This window comes from Acidobacteriota bacterium (assembly GCA_004299485.1).
GTDB lineage: Bacteria > Acidobacteriota > Terriglobia > Terriglobales > SCQP01 > SCQP01.
This window is the reverse complement of the sequence record SCQP01000001.1, coordinates 472,078-494,705: the sequence shown is the minus strand read 5'-3', so window position 1 is coordinate 494,705 and position 22,628 is coordinate 472,078. Positions and strand designations below refer to the sequence as shown.

The following is a 22,628-nucleotide window of genomic DNA, read 5'->3' as shown; positions in this document are numbered from 1 at the left end:
GGTGTGCTCCTACTGCAACTGCTCGGTGAGGTGCGCCAGGGTGCGCGCCAGGGCCTGGTTGGTCAGGCGCTCCTGCTCGATTTTGCGGATGGAGTGAATCACCGTCGAGTGGTGCTTGCCGCCGAAGTAGCGCGCAATTTCGGGGAGCGAGATGCCCAGCAACTGCCGCGTGAGGTACATCGCCACCTGCCGGGGCACCACAATCTGCTGGCTGTTGTTGCGGGCCTTGAGGTCGAGGACGCGCAGGTTGAAGGCTTCGGCCACGGCCTTGGCGATGATCTCGATGTCCAGCTTGCGCTGCTGCTGGTCGAGCAAATTCTTCAGGGCTTCTTGCGCGGTGGGGATGGTCACCGGCAGACCCTTGAGGGTGCAGTAGGCCAGCAGCCGCACCATCGCGCCTTCGAGCTCGCGCACGTTGCTCTTGATCTTGGAGGCGATAAAGCCGGCCACGTCCGCGCTCAGCTCGAGCGCGCCGGGGTGCTTGCGCCGTTCCAGTTGCGCCTTCTCCATCAGGATGGCGGTGCGCGTCTCCAGATCGGGGGGCTGCAAATCAGCGCTCAAGCCCCATTCAAAGCGCGAGCGCATGCGCTCTTCCAGTTGCACCAGCTCGCGCGGTGGCCGGTCACTGGAGACCACCACCTGTTTGCCGGCGCCATGCAGCGCATTGAAGGTGTGGAAGAACTCTTCCTGAATGCGCTCCTTATTGGCGATGAACTGGATATCGTCGATCAGCAGCACGTCCACCGAGCGGTAGCGGTCACGGAAGCCGCCCATGTTGTCGTGCCGCAGGGCGGTGATCATTTCGTTGGTGAAATCCTCGGCGGTCACGTACTCGATGCGCACCGGACGCCCCAGTTCCTTAGTGCGGTGGCCGATGGCGTGCATCAGGTGGGTCTTGCCCATTCCTACTCCCCCATACAAAAACAGCGGGTTGTAGGCGCGCCCCGGGCGTTCGGCGCAGGCTTGCGCGGCCGCATGGGCAAACTGATTCGAGCCTCCCACCACGAAGGTCTCAAACGTGTACTCAGGCTTCAAGGTACCGGTGTCGAACTCGAGCTTGCGCTGCTCCGGCCGCTCCGGAGTTACTGGCGCCGCTACCGCGGCGATAGCCGCAGCGGCGGCGGCAACCACCACCTCGACCCGCTGCACCGTGCCGTCCAGATGCAGACGATGAATTGCCTGATCAATTTGCGGCCGGAATTTTTCATTCACCTGCTGCAGCTCGGCGTTGGGCACCGAGATGACCAGCGTCCCCTCGGCTAGTCCCTCCTGCCGGGTGGGGCGCAGCCAGGTATTGAAGCGGTACGGATTCACGCTCTTGCGGATCTCGCCCAGGATGCTGTCCCAAGTGGTTTGTGTTTTGGCCGAAGATTGCGCCATGCGTTCCGAACTCGCCGACTGCCTCGACTGCCCGAAAGGGGGCAGCGGTGGATAGCATCTCACGAACTTGGTACTCCGGAGCACCCAGAATGGAAAATTTTTTCTTCGTAGGTTTTGCGGCCGCGTTTGGCTGCTGCTTGCCGCCATCTCGGAGGGCGGCTATACTACCTAAAGTCCAGTGTGCTCGTGTCCTGCCGTTGGCCTTGGCGAGGCGGGAGTGGCGGGTGCGCCCCTTGCATGCAGCGAATTTTTCTCTCGAAGCGTGCGCATGAGAACGCACTGGCGTCAAGATTATGCCCAAGCGAACTTTTCAACCCAATCGGCGGCGCCGCAGTAAGGTCCATGGCTTCCGCGCCCGCATGGCCACGAAGAACGGGCGCGCCGTGCTCTCCCGCCGGCGGGCGAAAGGGCGTAAACGCGTTGCCGTCAGCGCCGGATACCGCGACTAACGACTCGGCCCGCTGGAGAAAATCGCGGCGGCTGTTGTGTCGCGCCGATTTTCGGACGACGTATGAGCAAGGCGTGCGCCGCTCGTCGCGCCACTTCACGGTGTTCGCGATGACGCGCCCGCACGCGGGCGCCCGCTTCGGTATTACGGCTTCGAAGAAACTCGGGAACGCGGTGCTGCGCAATCGCATCCGCCGCCGCACCCGCGAGCTGCTTCGCCGTCTGCCCGACCTGGCGGGCTGCCGGGGAGACTTCGTCATTAATCCCCGGCCCGCGGTGGCCGAGGCAAGTTTTGAGGAATTGGCCCGGGAGCTGAGCGTGCAGATCGAGAAGTTGTGCGCCACTCTGGGCGCGAAACAATCATGAGGGACTGGCCCAAAACCGCAGTTCGGTTTTGCCTGCGCGGCTACCAGCGCGTGATTTCTCCCGCGCTGCCGCCTTCCTGTCGCTTTTATCCCACCTGCAGCGAGTACGCGGTGCAGGCGGTCGAGCGGTTTGGGGTGATCCGCGGGACGGGCATGGCGGTGTGGCGGCTGTTGCGCTGCCATCCCTTTCACCCGGGCGGGTTTGATCCGGTTCCGCAGAGACATAAACACGCGTAGCTCAACATGGCTTTAAACAACAACGACGATCCCGGTTTTGAACGCCGCCTCATTGTGGCGCTGGGGCTGATGTTTGCGCTGTTTCTGGTCGTGATGCCGTTCCTCAACAAGGACTCGAAGATGCCGACGCCGCAACAGGCGGAGAAGAAGGCGCCGATAACCGCCCAGGCTCCGGCGGCGAAGCCAAGCGGCGTGCCGCCGAGCGTCAGCGTGGCGCCGGCCGCAGGGGCCAAGGCGGCTAAGACGGCGCCGGCCAAGGCCGCGCCCAAAGCCGCACCGATTGCGGCGCACGGCGAACAAGCGATTACCGTCAACACGCCCGCGTTCAAGGTCGTTTTCAGCAACCGCGGCGCCGACGTACATTCCTGGGTTCTGACGCAGTACAAAGACGACGCCGGCAAGCCGCTCGATGTTGTGGGTCCGAGCTTTTCGAAAGAATTCGGTTACCCGCTGGCGTTCTGGAGCAAGGACGCAGCTCTGCGCCAGCAGCTTGACAATGCGCTGTATCAATTCCGTGAACGCACCGCCGCGAACGGCGATCAGATTCTGACCTTCACCTGGTCGAACGGTTCGCTGCTCGCGAAAAAGACGTTTACCTTCAGCAACAGCTATGAAGTCGAAGTCGATGCCAGCCTGACGCGCGACGGCCAGCCTGTAGGCGCATCGCTGGCCTGGCAAGGCGCCTTTGGCGACCGGCCAGCGCCCGGAGATTTTGATACCGAGAAGCTGTTCCATCAGTCCGGCAGCAGTGTCACAACCATCAAAGGCAAAGACGTCAACACCGGCACCACCGAGCAGGGCGTGTTCCAGTTCGTGGGCGTGGAAGACCATTACTTCGCCATGGCCTTCCTGCCCAACCAGCAGCCTTCGCTTACCGTCACCCGGCTCAAGAACCAGTACAAGCCGCGCCTGGTCGATGCCAGCGGCAACGTCACCACGAATAAGCCGGTGGATACGGTCGGGCTGGCGATCTCGACCGGCGGGCCGATTTCCACCCGCGTCTTTGTCGGTCCCAAAAAACTCTCGCTGCTGAGCGCGGCGGATCCGGCGCTGCGTGGCCTGGTCGATTTCGGCTGGTTCAGCTTTGTCGCCGAGCCGCTGTTTCTGTGGATGAACTGGACCTACGTGCATTGGGTTCCCAATTACGGCTGGGCGATTTTGTTCATCACCTTCATCATCACCATGGCCACCTTCCCGCTGAAGATGATGGCGCAGAAGTCGCAGGCCAAGATGATGGCGCTGCAGCCCAAGATCAACTCGCTCAACGCCAAGATGAAGCGCTATCCCATGCGTGATCCCCGCCGCCAGGAGGTGCAGCAGGAGATCATGAAGGTCTACAGCGAGCATGGCGTGAATCCGCTCGGCGGTTGTCTGCCGATGCTGATTCAGCTCCCGCTGATCTATGCCTTCTGGGAAATGCTGGAGACGGCGTTCGAGCTGCGCCATGCCCCCTGGATCGGCTACATTCACGATTTGTCGGCCAAGGATCCGTACTACATCCTGCCGATTCTGCTGGTGATTTCGCAGTTCTTCATGACCGCTCTCATGCCCATGACGCCGGGCCAGGATCCGCGCCAGGCGAAGTTGATGAAGTGGGCGATGCCGATTTTCGTGGGCTGGTTCTTCTTCTATCTGCCGAGCGGCGTGAACCTCTACTATCTCGGCTATAACGTCATCAGCACCGGCCAGCAATGGGTGGCGAATAAGACGTATAACGACAAAGCGATAGCCGATGTCGCCGCGCACGATAAAGCGAAAGAGCGCGATCAGATTGCGAGCGGCAAAAGCACGGGGAAAAAGAAAGTGATCGAGGGCAAAGTCGTCAGCCCCAAGCGGTAAGGCGGGAGGCCTATGGAAGCGGAAAAGCAAGAGCGTCTGCGTGAGTTCCTGGAGACGGTGGTGCGCGAAGGCCACTTCCGGCTGCAATTTCAGTTTCTGACGCCGCCTGCGCCCGACGGCGAAGGTCCGGAGATCGTCGTCGACTTTTCCGGCCAGGACGCGGGCCTACTGCTGGCCGACGATGGCGAGCTGCTGCGCTCGATCGAATATCTGGCCTTTGAGACGCTACGCTTCCTGCCCGACGAACATCATCGCGTGCTGTTCGACTGTCAGGGCCGCCGCCAGATGCGCGTCGAGGAACTGCGTGCGCTCGCCAAAATGGCCGCGGAGCGCGTGCGCAAGACCGGCCTGCCCTACGCGTTTGCGCCCATGAACTCCCGCGACCGCCGCACCGTGCATCTGGCGCTGCGCGAGGAAGCCGGGCTGTCGAGTGAAAGCGAAGGCATTGGCCACGACCGGCATATCGTCGTCCGCCTGCCCGGCTCGCGGCCTGCTGCCCCCCCTGTCCGGAAAGAATATCGCCGTTTATAAACGCCGGGTCGGGGCGGGGCGTGGTGGAGAGGGCACGTGGGTGGCTCGTCGCCTTTTGTCCAGCAGGTCTACCATCGCCTGCGCGACGCTGTGCTCTGCCGCGCTCCCGCGAACGTGACTATTCCTCGGGGCGTCGTCCAACCAACCAGCTTCCCAGCTCCCGCTGGCGGCAGCTTGGAGGAGCCCTGAGCGCCAGCGGGCGGACCCTGCCGGGAATCGAAGCCCGCACTCCCAGCGACCAACGGGAGCGACCAGGGCAAAAAGTGGCGAGCCACTAGCGCACCCCCTGGCAGATCTTGCGCTGCCGGCGGGGTAGCTTCGCGTCCTTACAGCTTGGCGGCGGCGATGCGGGCGAAGTAGGTGATCACCACGTCGGTGCCGGCGCGGCGAATCAGAACTCCAGCTTCAAGCCGAACTGGATCACGCGCGGGTTCACCACCGTCGGGCCCAGAATTACCCCGGTGCTGGACTGCGGGTTGAAATCGGTGCTGGGGTCGCCGAACACCGGATGATTGAACAGGTTGAAGAAATCCGTGCGGAATCTGGCGCTGCTCGCTTCCCCCAGCCAGTGCAGGCCGAGATCTTTCTGAATCGAAGCGTCAAACATGACTTCGCGCGGTCCGGTTATGTTGCCGACGGGCGCGTCGCCGAAGGTCGTGTCGTGCGTGCCCGCAATAACGGGCACACGGAAGCAACGGGTGTTGAAATAGCTGCTGAGCCGGCTTTCCACGGATCCGCTTTTCGCAACCACGCAGCCGGGCGTAAAGTTGGGTTTATTGTTCGGGACGCCAAAGATGTTGCTGGTGTCGTTGCTCAGGGCGGCGGAGAGGTAATCCCCGGATTGGATCGTTGTCACTCCGGCGACCGACCAGCCGCGCAGCAGCGCCCAATTGGGCAGGTCCGGTAGGTCGTACCGATAGCTGACCACCAGCCGCTGGGGCCGGATAAATCCTTCCGGACCGTAATTTTGCCGCAGATCCAACTGGTTGCCGTAGATCCTCGTGCCCTCGCCAGCGCCGGTGACCACCCCGGGCACGTCCGTCAAATCGCGTGCCCAAGTGTAGGAGACTAGAAACTGCAGGCCGCTGCTGAAACGCTTTTGCAGGCTCAGGTCCAGCGCGTTATACCAAGACGCCCCCCGGGGTTCGCTCAGCACGAGCCCGGGCACCGAGAATCCCATGTAGGGCTCGCGTTCCGCGACGTTGGCGACGGTATTGTCGGTGACCCCGCGAATCGGATGGGCGGGGCTTGCCAGTTGTGCCTGGTCCACCATGGTGGCCGCAGCGAGATGAGTGCCGCGGCTTCCGGCGTAGCCGGCTTCCAGCATCAGGTTCTGCGATAGCAGCCACTGCATGTCCAAGCCGTAATGCTGGAAGGTGGCTGGTTGCCAGTTCTCGTCAATGCCCTGGAAGGTCTGTTGATTGGACGCCTGATAGGGCACCCATTGGGGAAGTGGCGGCACGGGCTGCGGCAGCGGGTTAGCCAGCGTCGCGGCTGCATTGGCCGGCCCCTCGTTGAGCAACACGTAGGCAAAAGGAGCCGAGCTGATCGCCTGGTAAAGGCCCAGGCCGCCGGTGCTGCTGCTAAAAGTCCCGTAACCCCCGCGCAGTACGGTGCGCTCGCTGCCCAGCACGCGCCAGGCGAAGCCGATGCGCGGCTCCAGCACGCTCGTGCCGGCACCCCTAAGGGCGCTGCGGTTGGGGCTCCGAACTACCCCGCTGGGCAGGGCCAGGGGGTAGTTCGAGGGCACGACATAGCCGGCGAGCGAACCTGCCCCCGGTTGCGGATCGACCCGCGCTAAATTCAGCTCGACGGCCCGGCCCCGGGTGTCGTAAAAGTCGCCGAGGTGCTCCCAGCGCAGGCCGGCCGTAACCGTGAATTGTGCGCTCGCCTGCCATTGATCTTCGAGGTAGATGTCCCCGTCATTCAGGCGGTAATAGCGGCCCAGCTCGCCCGTCAGGCCTGCATCCAGCAGCTCGTTGCTATAGGGCGCGCCCGCGGCTGCGGTGCCGTTCTGCTGTGCGTTCAGGCCCAGCAGAAAATCGGCAAAGGTGGGGAAGAGGGCCGAGCTGGCGTATCGCAGATAAGGCGAGTTGATCTGGCTGCGGCTCGCCTCAGCGCCCAGGTGCAGCACGCTCCGCCCGTCGACCCACGCGAGATCGTCCTTCAGATCGAATGTGTTTTGCGCAAAAATCGTGTCCTGGCCTCCTCCGCCCAGCCCCACGCCGGCGATGCCAATTGCCGGCTCAGCATTGCCGAAGGGAACGGTGGAACCAAGATCGCTCCACCCGAATGCTTCGCCTTGGAGCAGGGTGCTGAAGCTGCGATTGAATCCGCCCTCGAGCCGGTTGACCACTTTAGCGCTGAAGGTGTGTGTGTGGGTCAGCGACAGCGTGTAGAAGTTGTTGGAGTTCAGGTAGGGAAACCCAGGTATGGCGGTCCGGGTTAACGAAGAGCCAGGGAGGGTGAAAGTGGTGTGGTCGGTCGCGGTAAAGAAACGGAGTCGCAATTGGCTGTGCTCGGTACGCAACCAATCGAAGTTGGCAATGTATTGATTGCCGGTGAAGGTGCACGCCTGGCTGAAATCGGCCAGACCTCGGGAGTCGAAGCTTGTGGCCGTGGGGTCGGTGGTTTGCGGCGTGGGGATCAGATAGCCGCCATCCGGTCCCTTCATCTGCAGCAGCTTGAGTGCGATCGGATTGATGTTATAGCCGGTTTGCGGCGAGTTCTCATCGATCGCAGGCCCGACGCCCCCGAGTTCGGTCTGGATGTAGCCGCGCTGTCCGTTGAAGAGTTTGGCGATGGCTGCGGCGGATCGGTCGTTGCTCAGAGGAGGTAACGCCACCTCGCTGGCGCAGTTGGTCGTTAGCCCGTTGCGCTGTCGCGTTCCCTGGTAAGAGCCGAAATATTGCAACTTGTTTCTTACGATTGGCCCGCCCACTGCGGCCCCGAACTGATTCTGATCGAGCACGCCGCGCGGGGCTCTCTGCCCCGGCGGCGCTGGAACGCGGTTGGCAAAAAAATCATTGGCGTTCAGCGCCGAGTTGCGTAAAAACTCGAACGCGGTTCCGTGAGTTTGATTGCTGCCGGCTTTGGTAATCACGTCCACGCTGGCGGCGGCGTTGTGGCCGTTCGACGCGTCGTAGGGGCTGGTCACGACCTTGAATTCCTCGATGGCGTCCGGGCTGGGCGTCGGGACTCCGCCCGTGAAGACACCTGCGCCAAACACGTCGTTGACGCCAATGCCGTTCATTTCGAAGTTGTTGTCGTTGCTGATTCCCCCGTTCACCGAGAGATTCCGTGCTTCGGCGCTGCCTCCCCGCCCGATGTCGGCGGCATTGGTGGGGGTGGTTGCAATGCCGGGGTTCAAGCCCACGATCTGCAGGTAGTTGCGGCTGACCAGCGGCAGCCGGGTGATCGTGGATCCCGCGGTCACCGACCCGGTCTCGGCCGAGTGCGTCTGCAGCATTGGTCCCGGCGATGTCACATCGATCGTTTGCACCTTCGGGCCGATCTGCAACTGGATATTCGTGGTGGCTGTCTGAGTCACCGCGACAGTAACCGGGGCGATGTTGGCGTGTGCGAAACCAACCTTGGTCACGATGACTCGATAGAGTCCGGGCGCCAGAAAGGGCAGCTCGTATTGGCCCCAGCGTCCAGTCGCAACCACGAGCGGCTCCCCGCTTAGCAGATTGATGACGGTCACTTGCGCGGCCGGTACGGCTGCCCCGGAAGCGTCCGTGATCGTGCCCGCAATGGCTCCTGTGGAGTTCGACTGCGCCCGCACCGCCGGTACGTAAAAAACTCCTAAAAGACTGGCAAAAACCAGCGCCTGCAGTACCCTGCCCATCGCACCTCCCGCGCCCGGCTGACGCTTGGTTCCGCGCGTCCGGACAAAAATTCTGGTTCCGTATCCAGCGCCAGTCTATCGCGTCGGCATGCACGCTTGTCAAGCCAAGCCTCCAACTGCCGAGGTCCCGTGCTCCGGGGAGGCGGGCATTGAACGCGTACTGACTATGTACGTGACCCCTTGACAACTGCTTCCGTCCGGAGCAAGAATGACTCCCGAAAGGGGGGTTGTATGAGCTGGAGGCTTCGTGTACTGTCTCTGCCTCTGAGCGCCCTCATTGCATTTGTCCTCGTGGCAGGTGCAGCGGGCGGCGTGAACGTGCGCCATGCGGGAACGCAGGCTGATCCTTCCGCCGCATGTCCGAGAAACAGCACAACGCTCAGCTTTCAAGGCGGGTGTGGGGGCTATGACGTCTATGTCGTCGGGTTTACCGATGCCACCGGCTATCACATCGTCGACGCCAACGACATGATTCTGACCGGTTGCAGCGGAGGACATCTGGTCTGCAATGGCCCCTGCAAGTATGTCCCGCAAGAGACGGTCCACGCGGCCCCGCCGCGATTCAGCGTCGACATGCCATCTGACCAGGTGTACTGGGACAACTACGACATCGAGCATGGGGTGGCAGACCAGGGCTGCGGCGCCGATAAGCAGAATTGCTACCTGGATGTGAATGAGCAGTTGTACATCGGGCGCGAGGGATACCAAAGCTACAGTTGTTCCGCTCCGTCAGGGCTTTTGCAGTGAGGCCGCGGTCAATCTTGACCGCTCTCGCTGTCGTGTGCAGCCTCGCGGGAGCGGGTGCCGCTCAGGTCGCCAGCCCGGCTGGGGCACCGGTCCCGCTGCTCCAGATTTCTACGCCCGTCGCGACGACGATCCGCGGACCCAATGGCAGGCAGATCCATTTTTGGAAGGTGCTTATCACCAACCGTTATCACGCTCCGGCGACCGCCTACGCCGTGAGTTACGTTACCCGCCTGCCATTCGGCTTCAGCTCGCAGGGATCGCGCTGGTTCGATGCCATTCCCGGCATTCACCTCATGCCACCGCTGGCCCCACGGGCTCAAGTTCCGCTGACCGTTCCTTGGCATTCCGGCCGAGTGCCGGCAGTTACAGATCGCTGCGTGATCTATGCGGATGGGGCCGTTGCGGGAAATCTGAGCCTCGTGGGCCACTTCATGAGCGCGCGGGCCGTGTTCCTGGCCGAGCTCCCCTCCACCATAGCCCGGCTGCAGAGTATCGCCGGCGGTTCGGGAGGCAATCGCGGCGCAGCGGTTCGCTATTTCGAGCGTCAATCCGTGGTGGAACGCCGCGTGCTGAGCACCTTTGATCCCAAAGGCAGACATCCCCGCCCGCCGGCGCGGATCGCTTTGAGTGTGGTAGCGACACTTACCTACAGTCAGCATGACATGGAGGCTGCTGCCGGCGTCCTCGCCCAGACCATGACCACGTGGCGGTCGCAGTTGGCCGCCAGCCGCCCCCGCCTCCCGCAGATTGCATTTTCACCCGGCCATTGAGAGTCCCCCGTCGCGACTGGTCGCTACAGACGCCTCTATCACAAAATCCTGACGCACCCCGCAGTTCCATTTTGTTCAGCCACTGACGTGCTCCCCCAAAACTAGTCCAGGGATAATGAGACAGGAGGCGATAGGAGCGAGGAGTGAGGGAGAGAAAGTTTAGTGAGGAGCAGCGCATCTGCATCGTGCGGGAGATGAAAGGCGGAGCGGAAGTGGTGGGGCTATGCCGCCGGCTGGGACTAGGACGGTCGATGCTGTACCGGTGGCTGGCGCGGTATGGAGGGATGAAGCCGGAGGAGCAGCAGCGGGTGGCGGTGCTGGAGCTGGAGAACCGGCAGTTACGGCAGATGCTGGGAGAAGCAACGCTGGACAACAAGATGTTGCGGGCGGTGTTGGCAAAAAAATGGTAGGGCTCGGCGCACAGCGTGCGGCAGCGCAGTATCTGCGGCAGCGGTACGAGGTGAGTGAGCGTCGGGCCTGCCAAGTGCTGGGAGCAAACCGCAGCAGCGTGCGCTGGCGGAGCCGGAGGCAGGCGCCGGCGTGGGGGCTCGGTCTGCGGGAGCTGGCGGGCGAACGGCCGCGCTACGGCTACGCCGGCTGTGGCGGCAACTGCGGCGGGAGGGCCACCCGACGGGCGCCAAGGCGGTCTGGCGGGCTGCCACGAGGCGGGTCTGGCGCCGCTGGCCGGCTGATGCAGAACGGTTTCATCGAGAGCTTCAACGGGCGCATGCGGGACGAGTGTCTCAATCTTCACGAGTTCGCCACTGTCCCGCACCTGCGCGCGGTCGTCACTGCCTGGCGTGCTGACTACAACCAGGTCCGCCCCCACAGCGGTCTGGACGGCCTAACCCCAAGCCAGGCAGCGCAGAAGCATCGGGCAGGCTCCGAGCCTTCGGCTCTCCGCCCGCCCGACGCTTCCCGTATCCACCGGTCCGATGAGGACCCCCAACCGGCTGAATGTTTCACCTGAACTGGACCAAAAAAGGGGAGCACCGCGCACGAGACCCACCGCTGCTCCAGTAAAGATGGAACAGCGTGTGAGGCACTCGCGTGGGGCGCAGCCGCGCTTAGCGGCTTTGGGCTTTCGCCCCTGGCTCGAGCTGCTTTTCCGATAAGTACCAGTCGCGCACGTGGAGCGATTTGTCGGCGACCCGCTTTTCCGCCTCCGCCTGACTCTGCGGCGGGCCCACCACCACCGGCTGGCCCGGATGCCAGTCCGCCGGCGTTGAGACGCTGAAGCGGTCGGTGGTCTGCAGCGCCTCGAACACGCGCAGAAGTTCATCCACGCTCCGTCCGGTCGATTGCGGGTAGTACAGGATCGCGCGGATCACCTGCTTCGGGTCGATGAAAAACACCGCCCGTACGGGCGCCGTGTCGCTGGCGCCGGGATGAATCATCCCGTAGCTTTGCGCCACGCGCATGTCCAGGTCCGCCAGGATAGGGAAGGGGATCTTTGTTCCCCCAAGCTGCTCCATGCTCCGCGCCCAGGCGATGTGGCTGAAGACGCTGTCGATGCTCACCCCAATCGGCTGCACCCCCAGCTTCTCGAAATCGGCGTAGCGCTTGGCGAACGCCATGAATTCCGTGCTGCACACCGGCGTGAAATCGGCCGGGTGCGAAAACAGCATCACCCACTTGCCTTTGTAGTCGCTCAGCTTGATCGGGCCTTGCGTGGATTTGGCTTCAAACTCCGGCGCCGGCTCATTGATGCGCGGCAGCGTGCGTTCGACGACTTCAGTGCTCATGCGATACATTCCTTTCAAAAGTGAAAAAGCCCACCAGGCGGTGGGCTATAGCAGTTGGGATCGAAATTTGGATCGAAACCTGTTCCCACGCACCTCAGCGCCGTTGCCGGCAACAACAGAGGCACATGGGTAGGAACTTCATAGCCACAGATTACCATGGATGCATGAACGAAGACACGCGGGGCGGGCTAGGGCTATGGGGCCCCAGCCCGCCCCGCGCAAGCGGGTCGCTCGGCGTAGCCGAGCGGGGCCCCGCGCCAATCAATGTCCTGCTGCGAGCCGGCAATCTAAGCGCGCTTCCCTGGCTCCGCCACGCCTTTGGCACGCGCGCCTGCGGTTTATCGCACCCGCAGCCGCATCGCATTCCCAACCATCCACTCCTGCTGATGCTCCGCCAGATTCACAGCAATCTGGTCTGGCAGGATCCGCAGCCCGGCCAGGCGGGCGATGGCATGTTCAGCCGCCGCCGGGGCGTGCTGCTGACCATCCGCTCCGCCGATTGCTGCCCGGTGCTGCTCGCCGATGCGCGCCACCGCGCTATCGCCGCCGTTCATGCCGGCTGGCGCGGCACGCTGGCGCGCATCGCTGCCGTCGCGGTGGGCGAAATGCGGGCCGCATTCGGCACGCAGCCTGAAGATGTTCTTGCCGCCGTCGGTCCCTGCATCCGCGGCTGCTGCTACGAGGTCGGTCCGGAAATTCAGCAGGCCTTCGCCGCCCGCTTCGCTTCCTCCGAGGCCTGGTTTCAGGCCGCCGAACCCGACCCCGTGCGCGACCGCTACCCTATGCTGTTCATGACCGGCGCGCCTCCTGGCCATCCCCGCGATCCCCGCTGGAATCCGTCCTCTCCGGCCCGGCTCAATCTACAAGCCGCGCTGCGCGCGCAACTCGAGGAAGCCGGCCTCGCCCCCGCCGCGATCGAAGTCCTGCCCTACTGCACCCGATGCCGGCCCGATCTGTTTTACTCGCATCGCCGCGGTGATTCCGGCCGCATGCTCTCGGCTATCGGCCTGGCCGCCACGGATTGACAGTGCCTCCTGAGCGGCCTATACTTCGTTTAAGTTCGGGCAGACGGAGCGCGCCACCACTATGTCATTGATGCCACGCTCTGAAACTGTGCAAGGGCGCGGAGTGACCTCCCCGCGCCCTTTGCTGTCTCCCGGTCTTCCTCCGGCCCCCGCCCAAGCCGCCATCATTCTCGGCTTTCTGCTCGGCACCTGGATGCTCGTCGACAGCGTCCATTGCTGGATTACCGGTACTTATGTCCGCGTTCCCGCTCACCTGTTCGGCTGGACACCCGCCATGAGCGGCCTGGTTTTCCTCTTCGGCGTCCTCTGGATGCTGGTGCCGAATCTCTACCTGTTCCAGAACCGCCTCAGCACCTGGAAAGCCATGGTGATTCTTGTGGTTGTCAGCTCCTGGAGCCTCGGTCTGGCCACGCCGGTCCTCTGTGCCCAGCTCGTGTTGTTACTGCTGCCCCATACCCGCCGTGCGCTAGCGGCCTGAGGCTTCCAGCGCCTCCAGCGGTTCCGGCGCCTGATCCTGCACGTCGCTGAAATAGCCCCGCGCGCGGTTGTGTTCGAGATAATGCCGGTGCGCCCGTTCCCAGGCCTCATCATCCGGCGCGCCAAACAACTTCGTGTACAACGGCGATCCCGGGAAAGCAAAAATCGGCACCGGCCTCGACACCCAAACGCCTGCGGTAATCAGCGCCTCGCGCCAGGCGTCGATCGCCTCCAGATCATCGTCCTCATTCGCTATCAGATTCGCCTGCACCCAGGGAATATGCCGTCGTGCCGCGCGCAGCAGTTGCTGCATGCGATCGGTGCCGATCCTGCAGCCCTTATGAAAGCGCTTGCGCCCCTCCGGCGTGATCGATTCAATCCCGCATTCGAGCGACACGCAGCCCGCCGCTCCCAACTGAGCGAGCGCATCTTCATTCCAGAGATCAATCCGTGTCTGCATCCCGAAACTCATCGGCAGACTGCGCAAACCCTCGAGCAGTGAGGGTGTGGACTTGCCGCAACCGAACGTCTCGTCAATGAAATAGACGTAGTCGAATCCAGCCCGCGCCAGGGCTTCAACTTCGCTCAGCACCGCCGCCACCGGCCGTTCGCGAAATTGATTCCGGAACAGCGTCTTGTTGCAGAACACACAGGCCCACGGGCAGCCGCGGCTGGCTTCCACCTCGGCGCCGCGTCCGCTGCCGCTGAAGACATGATGCCGGTGTTGCCGCCGCTCCAGCGGGTAGCCCCGGTAATCGAGCGCGGACAGCCGCCGCATGTCCGCCTGGTGATAGCCGGGCGCAATGCGTCCGGCGCTGGCCAGCTCGGCCAGGACTTGTTCCGCCTCGCCCTGAATCACCACATCGCAGCCGAGCTTGGTCCGCGCCGCGCCCGGCGTCGCCGAGCCGTGCGGTCCGATAGCTACAGTCACCGCGCGCGGCGCCGCCTGTTTGAGCGCCTGCATCCAGAGTGCCGGAACCCGCAGCTCCGGCTGTGGACAGCGCCAGAACAGATAGGTCGGCGCCGTCGTCAGCACGACGAAGTCGGCGTCAAAGTCCCGTACCCGTTGCGCGGCGGCTTCGCAGCGCAAGCCTTCCAGGTGCCCGTCCACCAGCAGCGCCTCATGCCCGGCAGCTTCGACTTGCTGCCTGGCGTACAACAGCTCCAGCGGCAAGTGCGTTTCCGCGCAGCCGAAATACGTCGACCCGCCAAACGTCCAGTCCGGTTGTACCAGCGCGTATTTCATAGCGTGGCTTCCATCTCCAATTGGTGAATCGGCCCGCGCGGATCGGCGGCGTGCGGCGCGCAGATCCAGGTTTCGTCTTCCGGATGAGCGACGATATCCAGCCGCGCCGAGCGCAACATCGCTTCCGCACCGGCGCGGTTCGGGATCCACCAGTTGGTCCAGTCGCCCGCGTAGCTGTGTTCGACAAAGTGCATCGCCGGAAATCCAGGCTGCGCGAACGGCGAGTGATCCCAAAAGTCGTAATTGGACTGAACTTCGGCGACGGCTTGGTCGCCGCGCAACATCGTCTGAAACACCAGCCGCTGCCGCACCAGCGACACCACCAAATCCAGCGCGTACATGGGATAGCGCAAGTGGTAGAAGACACCCAGGAAAAATACGTAGTCGAACTTCTGGGCCAGTTCGCCCACCCGGTACACCGACATTTGCCGCCACTCGACCCCCAACCCCAGCACCTCCGAGGCCAACCGCGCCTGGGCCAAATAGCGCGCGTCCGCATCAATGCCGAGCACGTAGCTCGCCCCCCGCCGCTTGCATTCGAGCGCGTAAAAACCGGCATTGCAGCCGACGTCGAGCACGCTCAGCCCTTCCATTGAGTCCGGCAACGCCGGGCTGATCTGCCGCCATTTGCTGCGCGGATAGTCGCCTAAATAATGGTTTGGCGCGGTCGCTACGCCTTTCAGGTCAAGGTTCTGAAACCACTCGCCCAGTTGTTCCACTTGCTGCCGGATGACGGTGATCGCGCTGTTCATTCCTGAGGGAAGATGCGGGCATAGCAGCATCGGTGGCTCTGCCCACCCCATCCCTTAGAGTCTCCACTAGCAGTTCGGGCAAATCGGAGCAGATAGCATCCGCCCCCGCGCGCGCCAGCAGACGCATCTTCCCCGGATGGTTCACCGTCCACACCAGCACGCGCCAGCCACGTTGCTGCAGCCAGCGTACGTACCAGGCCGTGCAGGATGCCTGATGTGGCGCTACCCAGCTCACTTCGGCCTCCCGGATGCGGCGCAGGCTGCACGGCCGCTTCAAATTCAAACAACGCGGCAGCTCCGGCGCCAGCCTCGCCACCCGATGCAGCACGGGTGCCTCAAAACAGCTCACCACGAATCCACGCTGTGGCGGGTATCGCCGCAGCAACTCGACCGCCGGCGCCACCGCTTCCATCGTCTTCAATTCCAGATCCATCCAGGCGCGCGTCCGGTAGCGGCGCAGTACCTGTTCCAGCGTGGCCAGCTCCGGCTGCAGCCGCCGCAGGCTGCGCAGGGTGTTGTCGGCCACGGACAACCTGTGGCCATTAAAGTTCAGTTCCGGATTGTGCTCAATCGCAACCCGTCCGTCGGCGGTATGACGCAGGTCCAGTTCCAGCCCATCGCAGCCGCTGGCCAGCGCACGGTCGAATGCTGCCAGCGAATTTTCCCGCTCCGCCCAGCCGGCGCAGCGGTGTCCTCGATGTCCCAGCAACCGTATTGGCCCGCCCATGGCCCCAGAGTACAGCTACAATCGCTACCATGTCCTCTGCCTTGCCCGTTTTTGACGACGTCCGCGCCGCCCGCGAGCGTATTGCCGGCCGCATTGCCCGCACCCCCGTGCTGCACTCCCACTCGCTGGACGAGCGTGCTCCGGGCGCCGAGGTTTTCTTTAAATGCGAAAACTTCCAGCGTGCCGGCGCCTTTAAGTTCCGCGGCGCTACCAACTGTCTGCTCCAACTCACACCCGAAGAGCGCCAGCGCGGCGTGCTCGCGTTCTCGAGCGGCAATCACGCGCAAGCGGTGGCGCTCGCCGCCCGCGACCTGGGCATCCGTGCCGCTCTGGTCATGCCCACCGATGCTCCCGAAGCCAAATTGGCCGCTGTCCGCGCCTTCGGTGGTGAGGTCCATCTCTACGATCGCGCCAAGGTCAATCGCGAAGATTTTGCCGCCGAGCTGGTCAAAAAGCAGAACCGGGTGCTGGTGCCACCCTTTGACGATCCGCGCATCATCGCCGGCGCCGGCACGGCCGCCTTGGAACTGCTGGAAGAAGTCCCTGATCTCGATGCGCTCGTGGTTCCGGTCGGCGGCGGCGGCCTGGTTTCCGGCTCCGCGCTCGCGGCTCACGGCCTCAACCCGAAAATCGCCGTCTACGGTGTCGAACCCGCCACCGCTGCCGATGTGAAGCTCTCGCTGGAGCGTGGCCAGATTACCCCGATTCCCAACAACTCCACCATCGCCGATGGCCTGCGCACCGTACAGCCGGGTGAGTTGACCTTTGCCATCATGCGCCAGCACCTGGCCGGTGTCGTAACCGTAACCGACTCTCAGCTCATCGATGCGCTGACCTTAATGCTGATGCGCATGAAGATCGTAGCCGAACCCTCCGGCGCCGCTGCCGCTGCCGCCGTCATCTCCGGTGCACTTCCCCAGCCATATCCCCGCATCGGCGTCATCATTAGCGGCGGTAATCTCGACGCTTCCGCCTTAGCTCGCTACCTCTCGCCAGCCGCAGCTACCAGCCACTGAATCTAGGCCATTCCGCTACGACTTCGACGCCACCGTCCAACACGTAGTAGCGGTCATACTGCGCCGCGGTGGCGCAAATGTGGTTGGGCAAAATGCGCACGCGCGCTCCTACACCCAGTTGTGGCGGTGTTTTGAGGCTGCCCGGTGGAATGGCCAGCACGCCGTGTTCCTGGCTGGTTTCCGCCACGATCCATTGCTCATACGGACGTCCCGCCTCATTGCACACCATGCCGTAGCCGTGCTGGCCAAATCCAGTGTCGCGCGACAGCGCCATCCAGCCGGCGTCGGTCAGCGTCCAGCCGCCCAAGGGTCCTTTGCCTGATTGGTGACCGATGACCGTGGCCAGCACGCTGCAGGCGATGTCGTCCAGCTTGCACACACCCAGATCCGCCATCATCAGATCGAAAAAACAGTACACGCCCGCGCGCACTTCCGTCACGCCGGTCAGGTCGCGTGCCAAGTGCGCCGTCGGCGTCGAGCCCACGCTTATCACCGGGCAGGCGTAGCCGGCCTCGCGCAGCAGGCGGGCCGCTTCCACCGCCGCCGCGCGTTCGCCCTCCGCGGCGCGCTCCAGCGCGGTTACGCCGTGCGCATGGTAGGAGCCACCGGCGTGCGTCAGCACTCCGCGCAGCGCCGCCCTGGGCAGCACGGCCGCCACCGCCAGCAACTGCTCGCGCCGCTCCGGGCGGATGCCGGCGCGATGCCCGTCGGCATCAATTTCCATCAACACCGGGATCGCTTCGCCGCATTCGGCTACCGCGCGCGCTTGCTCCACGCTATCGAGAATCACCGCCAGATCCACGCCCTGCCGCCGCAGCGCCGCCACGCGCGCCAGTTTTTGGGGCGCGATGCCAACCGCATAGGTCATGTCGCGTACGCCATGCGTGGCGAATTCTTCCGCTTCGCGCAGCGTCGAAACGGTGGCCGGTCCCACCGGCGTGGGCAGCATGAGGCGCGCGACATCCCAGCTCTTGCAGGTTTTCAGGTGCGGACGCAATTCGACGCCCAGCTTCGCCATGCGCGTGCGCAGCCGCTCGAGGTTGCGTTCGAGGCGCGGACGCTCCAGCAACAGGCACGGTGTCGGTAAATCCTTGAGGAGTGCGGGCATTTGTGCTCTATTATCCAGCAGTGCGGCGTCGCTTACCCAGCCAACTCGTCACGGTTACGGTTTTCCTGCTGACCGGTGCGCCCGCCTGGGCCTGGGGATGCCGCGGCCATCAGATCGTCGCCCTGATCGCCGCCGCGCACCTGCAACCCGCCGTGGCCGCGCGCGTGCGCCAAATCCTGGCCATTCCGGCCAGCCCGGAGGCGCGGCGCCCTTGCCGCGGCTCGGTCTCTTTGCCGCCCCTGGCGCGTGTCGCCGGCTGGGCCGATGCCGTCCGCACGGCCTCTACCGATCCCTTTCATTTCGTGAATCTGCCGCTGGATGCCCGCCGCGGCCACGTGGATTATGCCGCTATCTGCCAGTCCGATTGCATCTCCGCCGTCCTCAATCGTTATCTGGCACAGCTCCGCGCTCCCGCGACCAGCCCACGCCAGCGCGCCGTTGCATTGCGCTACGTTATTCATCTGGTTGGCGATGCTTTTCAGCCACTGCACGTCAGCGACAACGCTGACCGCGGTGGCAACTGCGTCCGCACCCGTCTGCCGCGGGTGCGCCGCCGCAGCGATCTGCACGCCGATTGGGACTCACAAATTTTGAACCGTATGATGCGGTCGCAGGGCCCGGCCGCCTATGCCCGCCGGCTCGAACAGCGCTTCGGCCGCCGCTACGCCGCCGGTTCGTTGCGCCCGCTCGACTGGATTTGGTCCAGCCATGCTGTCGCCGTCGGCACCGCCTACGGTCCGCTGCATCTGGCGCCCGGCTGTCACGCCCGTACCCTGCGCTTGCGTCCGGCCTATGTCCGCGGCGCAGAGGCCGCCATTGCCGTCCAACTCGACCGCGCCGGCTGGCGCCTGGCTGCGGTCCTGAATCAGGAGCTCGCCCGCTGATGAAACGCTACCTTGCCTTCCTTGCTGTTTCTATGCTGTTCGCCGCCCTTGCCGTTGCCCAGCAAGTTCCCACCTCGGCGCTGCACGGCCTCGACTGGCGCTCGATCGGTCCGGCCACAACCGGCGGCCGCATCGCCGACATCGCCGTTGCCGAAGTCCCCGGGGACCCGGAGGTCGTCTACGTTGGCACGGCGTCGGGCGGCGTCTTCAAGAGCACCAACGACGGTGTCTCCTGGACGCCCATCTTCGACCATTCTGGCGGCATGATGTCGATTGGCGCAGTTGCGGTAGCGCCGTCCAACCCCTCCGCCGTCTGGGTCGGCACCGGCGAGGTCGATAACCGCCAAAGCTCGTCCTGGGGCAACGGCATCTACAAGTCACTCGATGGCGGTGCGACCTGGCAGTTCATGGGCCTGCGCCAAACCCGCCACATCGCCAAAATCATCGTCGATCCCGACAACGCCGACGTCGTCTTCGTGGCGGCGCTCGGCCACCTCTGGGGATCCAACCCCGAGCGCGGCGTCTACAAAACCGAAGATGGCGGCAAGACCTGGAAGAAAGTCCTGTACGTCGATGACAACACCGGCGCGACAGACCTGGCCATGAGTCCTTCCGATCCCCATCTGCTCTTTGCCGCCATGTATCAGCGCCAGCGCCGGGGTTGGGGTTTCAACGGCGGCGGGCCCGGTAGCGGCATTTATCGCAGCAGCGACGGCGGCGCCACCTGGACCCGGCTAAGCAAGGGCCTGCCCACTGGCGTCATGGGCCGCATCGGCCTGACCATTTTCCCCGCCGATCCCCGCATCGTTTACGCCCTCATCGAAGCCGACCCCACCAATCAGCCGCGCACTGCGCCGCACAAGGGCGGCGTCTTCCGCAGCATGAATCAAGGTCAGTCCTGGGAGCAGATGTCTGGCCTCGATCCTCGTCCCATGTACTTCAGCCGCATCTACATCGATCCGTACAATTACAATCGGGTCTACATCATGGGATCGGAGCGCGGTTTCTATATCTCGGACGACGGCGGCCGTCATTTCCGCGATGTTTTCAGTCGCGTCCATGGCGAGGATCACGTCCTATGGATCGATCCCCGCAATCCCGATCACTTTCTCATCGGCGGCGACGGCGGCATTTCCATTTCCTACACCGGCGGCCGCACCTGGCTGTTCCGCGACAATCTGCCCATTGGCCAGTTCTACAACATCTCCGTCAATCACGCTTCGCTCTACCTGGTCTGCGGCGGCCTGCAGGACAACGGCAACTGGTGTACGCCGTCGGCCACCAATCTGAGTTACGGTCTTTCCAACCGCGACGCCTTTAACGTGGGCGGTGGCGACGGCATGCAAGCTCTGTTTGACGGCAACAACTACACCCTGCTGGTCAGCTTGCAAAATGGTTCCACCCGCCGCGTCGATCTGCGCACCATGCAGGCCCAGAGCATCGGCCCGGTCCGGCCTCTACCGGGATCGAAGGAGAAGTACCGCTATAACTGGACCACTCCGCTTATCGTTTCGCATTTCAACCCTAAGGTCATCTACACTGGCGCCAATCGCCTCTTCCACTCGACCGATGAAGGCCGCAGTTGGCAGGTCGTCAGCCCCGACCTCACCGCCCACATCGATCGCCACAAGCTGACGATGATGGGCGGGCCCATTCCCGCCGATGCCATGTCCCGCAACGACGGGCAGAGCAACTTCAGCGCGCTCACCGTGATTGCCGAATCGCCGCGGGACGGCAAGCTGCTCTACACCGGCGCCGACGACGGCACGCTCGAAGTCACCCGCGATGGTGGCGCCCACTGGACCAACCTCACCGCCAACATCCCCGGCCTGCCACCGATGACGCAGGTCAGCGGCATTGAGCCGTCCCGCTACGTCAAAGGCCGCGTCTATGCGACTTTTGACGGACACTTCAACGACGACTACAAGTCCCACGTCTATGTCAGCGAGAATTTCGGCCAAACTTGGCAGGAAATTGATGCCGATCTGCCCACCTCCGTCCATCGCCTGCGCGAAAACCCGGTCGATCCCAATTTCCTGGTCGTCGGTACCGAGGCCGGCGCTTACGCCTCCTGGGACCGCGGCGCGCACTGGACTTCGCTGAACACCAATCTGCCGCCCGTTCCCGTCTACGATCTGGTTTACGCCGATGGCGGCCACAATCTTGTGCTGGGTACCCACGGTCGCGGCATCTGGATTCTGGATCACACCACGCCGCTGCTGCATGCGGCGACTACGGTTGCTGCCGCCGCGCCACATCTATTCGCTATTTCGCCCGCGCACCGCGAGACCATTTACCACCCCCAGTCTTGGTTTGGCTGGGGCGAGTTCTTTGCCCCTAATCCCACCGCGGGTGCGGTAATCACCTACTGGCTGCCCGCCGCCGATAAATCCGGCGCCACCGTCACCGTGCGCGATGCCAAAGGAGCATTGGTCCGCCAGTTCCAGGCGTCGGCCACCGCCGGCCTCAACTATGCGGATTGGGACCTGCAATGGGCCGCGCCCACCACTCCCGAGCCCAGCCGCAACCGCTTTTTCCGCCCCAGCGGACCTTGGGCCCAGCCCGGCCCCTATTCAGTTGCGGTCGCGGCTGGCACTGCCAAGCTGGCCGGCACGTTTACGCTCACCGCCGATCCGCAAAGCCCCCTATCCTCAGCCGAGCGCCAACGGCGCGCCACCATCGTTATGCGTGCGTACCAACTGCAACTGCAACTTGCCGATGCCGAAAATACCGCGCATGATCTTAACCAACAGCTTGCGGCTATGCATGCCTATGCCACCGCGCTGGGAGCCAACAGAAAGGCAGCGTTACCGGCTGTCCAAAAGGCGGAGGTGGCGTTGAAGCCGTTGCAGGACGCGCTGGACCGCGCCTTTTCCGCAGCCTCGTCCGTTGAACGCGGCATGGACGACTACGAAGGTCTACCCACCCCGGTTCAGTCCGCCGAGCTGGCCGAAGCCGGCCAGCAGGCGAGCTCTGCGGTTCGCAAATTTAACGCCTTCCTTCTCAAAGACATGCCCACGGTTTACCGCGTCCTTCCTGGCGGTCGCGCGTGGCCGCGTATTAAACCGCTGGAACTAGCTCACTTCGAGTAGAGCCCGCGCCTGCTCCAGCAACATCTGCGGCGTGAACGGCTTGCGCAGATAGGCAAAGCCGGCCTGCTGTTTCAGGTCGTCAATGGCAGCCGGATCGCTATAGCCGGAAACCAGAAGAATCTTGATCTGGGGGTACAAATTTCCAATCCGTCGCGCCAGCTCCAGTCCGGTCATGGCGGGCATGGCGACATCGCTGATCAGCAAGTGAATCGGGCCGGCATAGGTGCGCGCCGTTTCCAGCGCCAGTTCGCCATTTGCCGCCGCGAGCACTTGAAAGCCCGCGCGCAGCAGCAACTCCACCACCAGCCGCCGCACGATCTCTTCATCCTCCGCGAGGAGAACCGTTTCCTTAGCCGCGGCTGCCGTTTCGGTTCTCATTTGGCTTGATTT

Annotated in this window: 22 protein-coding genes; 14 read left to right on the top strand and 8 right to left on the bottom strand. The window is 63.7% G+C overall.

Translation table 11 applies throughout. The features are described 5' to 3' along the window. Positions 1–9: 9 nt before the first annotated feature. Entirely contained in the window at positions 10–1,380 is a 1,371-nt protein-coding gene (dnaA, locus tag EPN33_02275; GenBank protein ID TAN24612.1) for a chromosomal replication initiator protein DnaA, read from the bottom strand. A 293-nt stretch (positions 1,381–1,673) separates the two neighbouring features. Between dnaA and EPN33_02270 the strand changes: the two genes are divergently transcribed. From EPN33_02270 to EPN33_02250, 5 genes are read left to right on the top strand one after another with little or no spacing between them, the layout of a single operon-like run. Then, positions 1,674–1,829, top strand: a complete 156-nt coding sequence (locus EPN33_02270) for a 50S ribosomal protein L34 (protein TAN24611.1) — start codon at positions 1,674–1,676, stop codon at positions 1,827–1,829. Beyond that, positions 1,723–2,193: a ribonuclease P protein component gene (rnpA, locus tag EPN33_02265; protein TAN24610.1), complete on the top strand. Its 471-nt coding sequence runs from the start codon at positions 1,723–1,725 to the stop codon at positions 2,191–2,193. Before EPN33_02270 ends, rnpA begins: the two co-directional genes overlap by 107 nt. Continuing rightward, a complete protein-coding gene (gene yidD / locus EPN33_02260; protein ID TAN24609.1) occupies positions 2,190–2,429 on the top strand; it encodes a membrane protein insertion efficiency factor YidD in 240 nt (79 codons plus the stop codon). Before rnpA ends, yidD begins: the two co-directional genes overlap by 4 nt. 6 nt (positions 2,430–2,435) lie before the next feature. Then, entirely contained in the window at positions 2,436–4,268 is a 1,833-nt protein-coding gene (yidC, locus tag EPN33_02255) for a membrane protein insertase YidC (GenBank protein TAN24608.1), read from the top strand. Positions 4,269–4,280: 12 nt separating this feature from the next. Beyond that, positions 4,281–4,799: a single-stranded DNA-binding protein gene (locus EPN33_02250; GenBank protein ID TAN24607.1), complete on the top strand. Its 519-nt coding sequence runs from the start codon at positions 4,281–4,283 to the stop codon at positions 4,797–4,799. Between the two features lie 391 nt (positions 4,800–5,190). On the opposite strand, the gene EPN33_02245 is transcribed toward EPN33_02250, so the two are convergent. After that, positions 5,191–8,649: a carboxypeptidase regulatory-like domain-containing protein gene (locus tag EPN33_02245; protein ID TAN24606.1), complete on the bottom strand. Its 3,459-nt coding sequence runs from the start codon at positions 8,647–8,649 to the stop codon at positions 5,191–5,193. A 231-nt stretch (positions 8,650–8,880) separates the two neighbouring features. Here EPN33_02245 and EPN33_02240 point away from each other — a divergent pair, with 231 nt between their 5' ends. The 4 genes from EPN33_02240 (at position 8,881) to EPN33_02225 (ending at position 11,136) form a co-directional block, all read left to right on the top strand. Then, positions 8,881–9,396: a hypothetical protein gene (locus tag EPN33_02240; GenBank protein ID TAN24605.1), complete on the top strand. Its 516-nt coding sequence runs from the start codon at positions 8,881–8,883 to the stop codon at positions 9,394–9,396. A gap of 14 nt (positions 9,397–9,410) precedes the next feature. Beyond that, positions 9,411–10,166 carry a hypothetical protein gene (locus EPN33_02235; protein TAN24604.1) on the top strand — a complete coding sequence of 252 codons (756 nt, stop codon included), beginning with the start codon at positions 9,411–9,413 and terminating at the stop codon, positions 10,164–10,166. 143 nt (positions 10,167–10,309) lie between these two features. Continuing rightward, entirely contained in the window at positions 10,310–10,576 is a 267-nt protein-coding gene (locus EPN33_02230) for a hypothetical protein (GenBank protein ID TAN24603.1), read from the top strand. A gap of 98 nt (positions 10,577–10,674) precedes the next feature. Beyond that, positions 10,675–11,136, top strand: coding sequence for a transposase (locus EPN33_02225; protein TAN24602.1), 462 nt, complete (start codon positions 10,675–10,677; stop codon positions 11,134–11,136). A gap of 97 nt (positions 11,137–11,233) precedes the next feature. On the opposite strand, the gene EPN33_02220 is transcribed toward EPN33_02225, so the two are convergent. Then, on the bottom strand, positions 11,234–11,911 hold the full coding sequence (locus EPN33_02220; protein ID TAN24601.1) for a peroxiredoxin: 678 nt from the start codon (positions 11,909–11,911) through the stop codon (positions 11,234–11,236). 125 nt (positions 11,912–12,036) lie between these two features. Between EPN33_02220 and pgeF the strand changes: the two genes are divergently transcribed. Both pgeF and EPN33_02210 read left to right on the top strand, forming a co-directional pair. After that, positions 12,037–12,936, top strand: coding sequence for a peptidoglycan editing factor PgeF (gene pgeF, locus EPN33_02215; GenBank protein TAN24600.1), 900 nt, complete (start codon positions 12,037–12,039; stop codon positions 12,934–12,936). Between the two features lie 103 nt (positions 12,937–13,039). Next, positions 13,040–13,414 carry a hypothetical protein gene (locus EPN33_02210; protein ID TAN24599.1) on the top strand — a complete coding sequence of 125 codons (375 nt, stop codon included), beginning with the start codon at positions 13,040–13,042 and terminating at the stop codon, positions 13,412–13,414. Here EPN33_02210 and EPN33_02205 read toward each other — a convergent pair. From EPN33_02205 to EPN33_02195, 3 genes are read right to left on the bottom strand one after another with little or no spacing between them, the layout of a single operon-like run. Next, the gene (locus EPN33_02205; protein ID TAN24598.1) at positions 13,403–14,659 is read right to left on the bottom strand and encodes a TIGR04295 family B12-binding domain-containing radical SAM protein; all 1,257 of its coding nucleotides are present in this window, start codon (positions 14,657–14,659) and stop codon (positions 13,403–13,405) included. The two genes, EPN33_02210 and EPN33_02205, sit on opposite strands and share 12 nt — an antisense overlap. After that, positions 14,656–15,411 carry a TIGR04290 family methyltransferase gene (locus EPN33_02200; GenBank protein TAN24597.1) on the bottom strand — a complete coding sequence of 252 codons (756 nt, stop codon included), beginning with the start codon at positions 15,409–15,411 and terminating at the stop codon, positions 14,656–14,658. Before EPN33_02200 ends, EPN33_02205 begins: the two co-directional genes overlap by 4 nt. Then, positions 15,344–16,138 carry a glycerophosphodiester phosphodiesterase gene (locus tag EPN33_02195; GenBank protein TAN24596.1) on the bottom strand — a complete coding sequence of 265 codons (795 nt, stop codon included), beginning with the start codon at positions 16,136–16,138 and terminating at the stop codon, positions 15,344–15,346. Before EPN33_02195 ends, EPN33_02200 begins: the two co-directional genes overlap by 68 nt. Positions 16,139–16,167: 29 nt before the next feature. On the opposite strand from EPN33_02195, the gene EPN33_02190 reads away from it, so the two are divergent. Beyond that, positions 16,168–17,154, top strand: a complete 987-nt coding sequence (locus EPN33_02190; GenBank protein TAN24595.1) for a pyridoxal-phosphate dependent enzyme — start codon at positions 16,168–16,170, stop codon at positions 17,152–17,154. On the opposite strand, the gene EPN33_02185 is transcribed toward EPN33_02190, so the two are convergent. Beyond that, on the bottom strand, positions 17,141–18,262 hold the full coding sequence (locus EPN33_02185) for a DSD1 family PLP-dependent enzyme (protein ID TAN24594.1): 1,122 nt from the start codon (positions 18,260–18,262) through the stop codon (positions 17,141–17,143). The two genes, EPN33_02190 and EPN33_02185, sit on opposite strands and share 14 nt — an antisense overlap. Between EPN33_02185 and EPN33_02180 the strand changes: the two genes are divergently transcribed. Both EPN33_02180 and EPN33_02175 read left to right on the top strand, forming a co-directional pair. Next, positions 18,253–19,146 (top strand): hypothetical protein, encoded by an 894-nt coding sequence (locus EPN33_02180; GenBank protein TAN24593.1) that lies wholly within the window; start codon positions 18,253–18,255, stop codon positions 19,144–19,146. The two genes, EPN33_02185 and EPN33_02180, sit on opposite strands and share 10 nt — an antisense overlap. Further along, positions 19,146–22,238, top strand: coding sequence for a hypothetical protein (locus EPN33_02175; GenBank protein ID TAN24592.1), 3,093 nt, complete (start codon positions 19,146–19,148; stop codon positions 22,236–22,238). Before EPN33_02180 ends, EPN33_02175 begins: the two co-directional genes overlap by 1 nt. Here the strand turns inward: EPN33_02175 and EPN33_02170 are convergent. After that, the gene (locus EPN33_02170; GenBank protein ID TAN24591.1) at positions 22,221–22,616 is read right to left on the bottom strand and encodes a response regulator; all 396 of its coding nucleotides are present in this window, start codon (positions 22,614–22,616) and stop codon (positions 22,221–22,223) included. The two genes, EPN33_02175 and EPN33_02170, sit on opposite strands and share 18 nt — an antisense overlap. Positions 22,617–22,628: the final 12 nt, after the last annotated feature.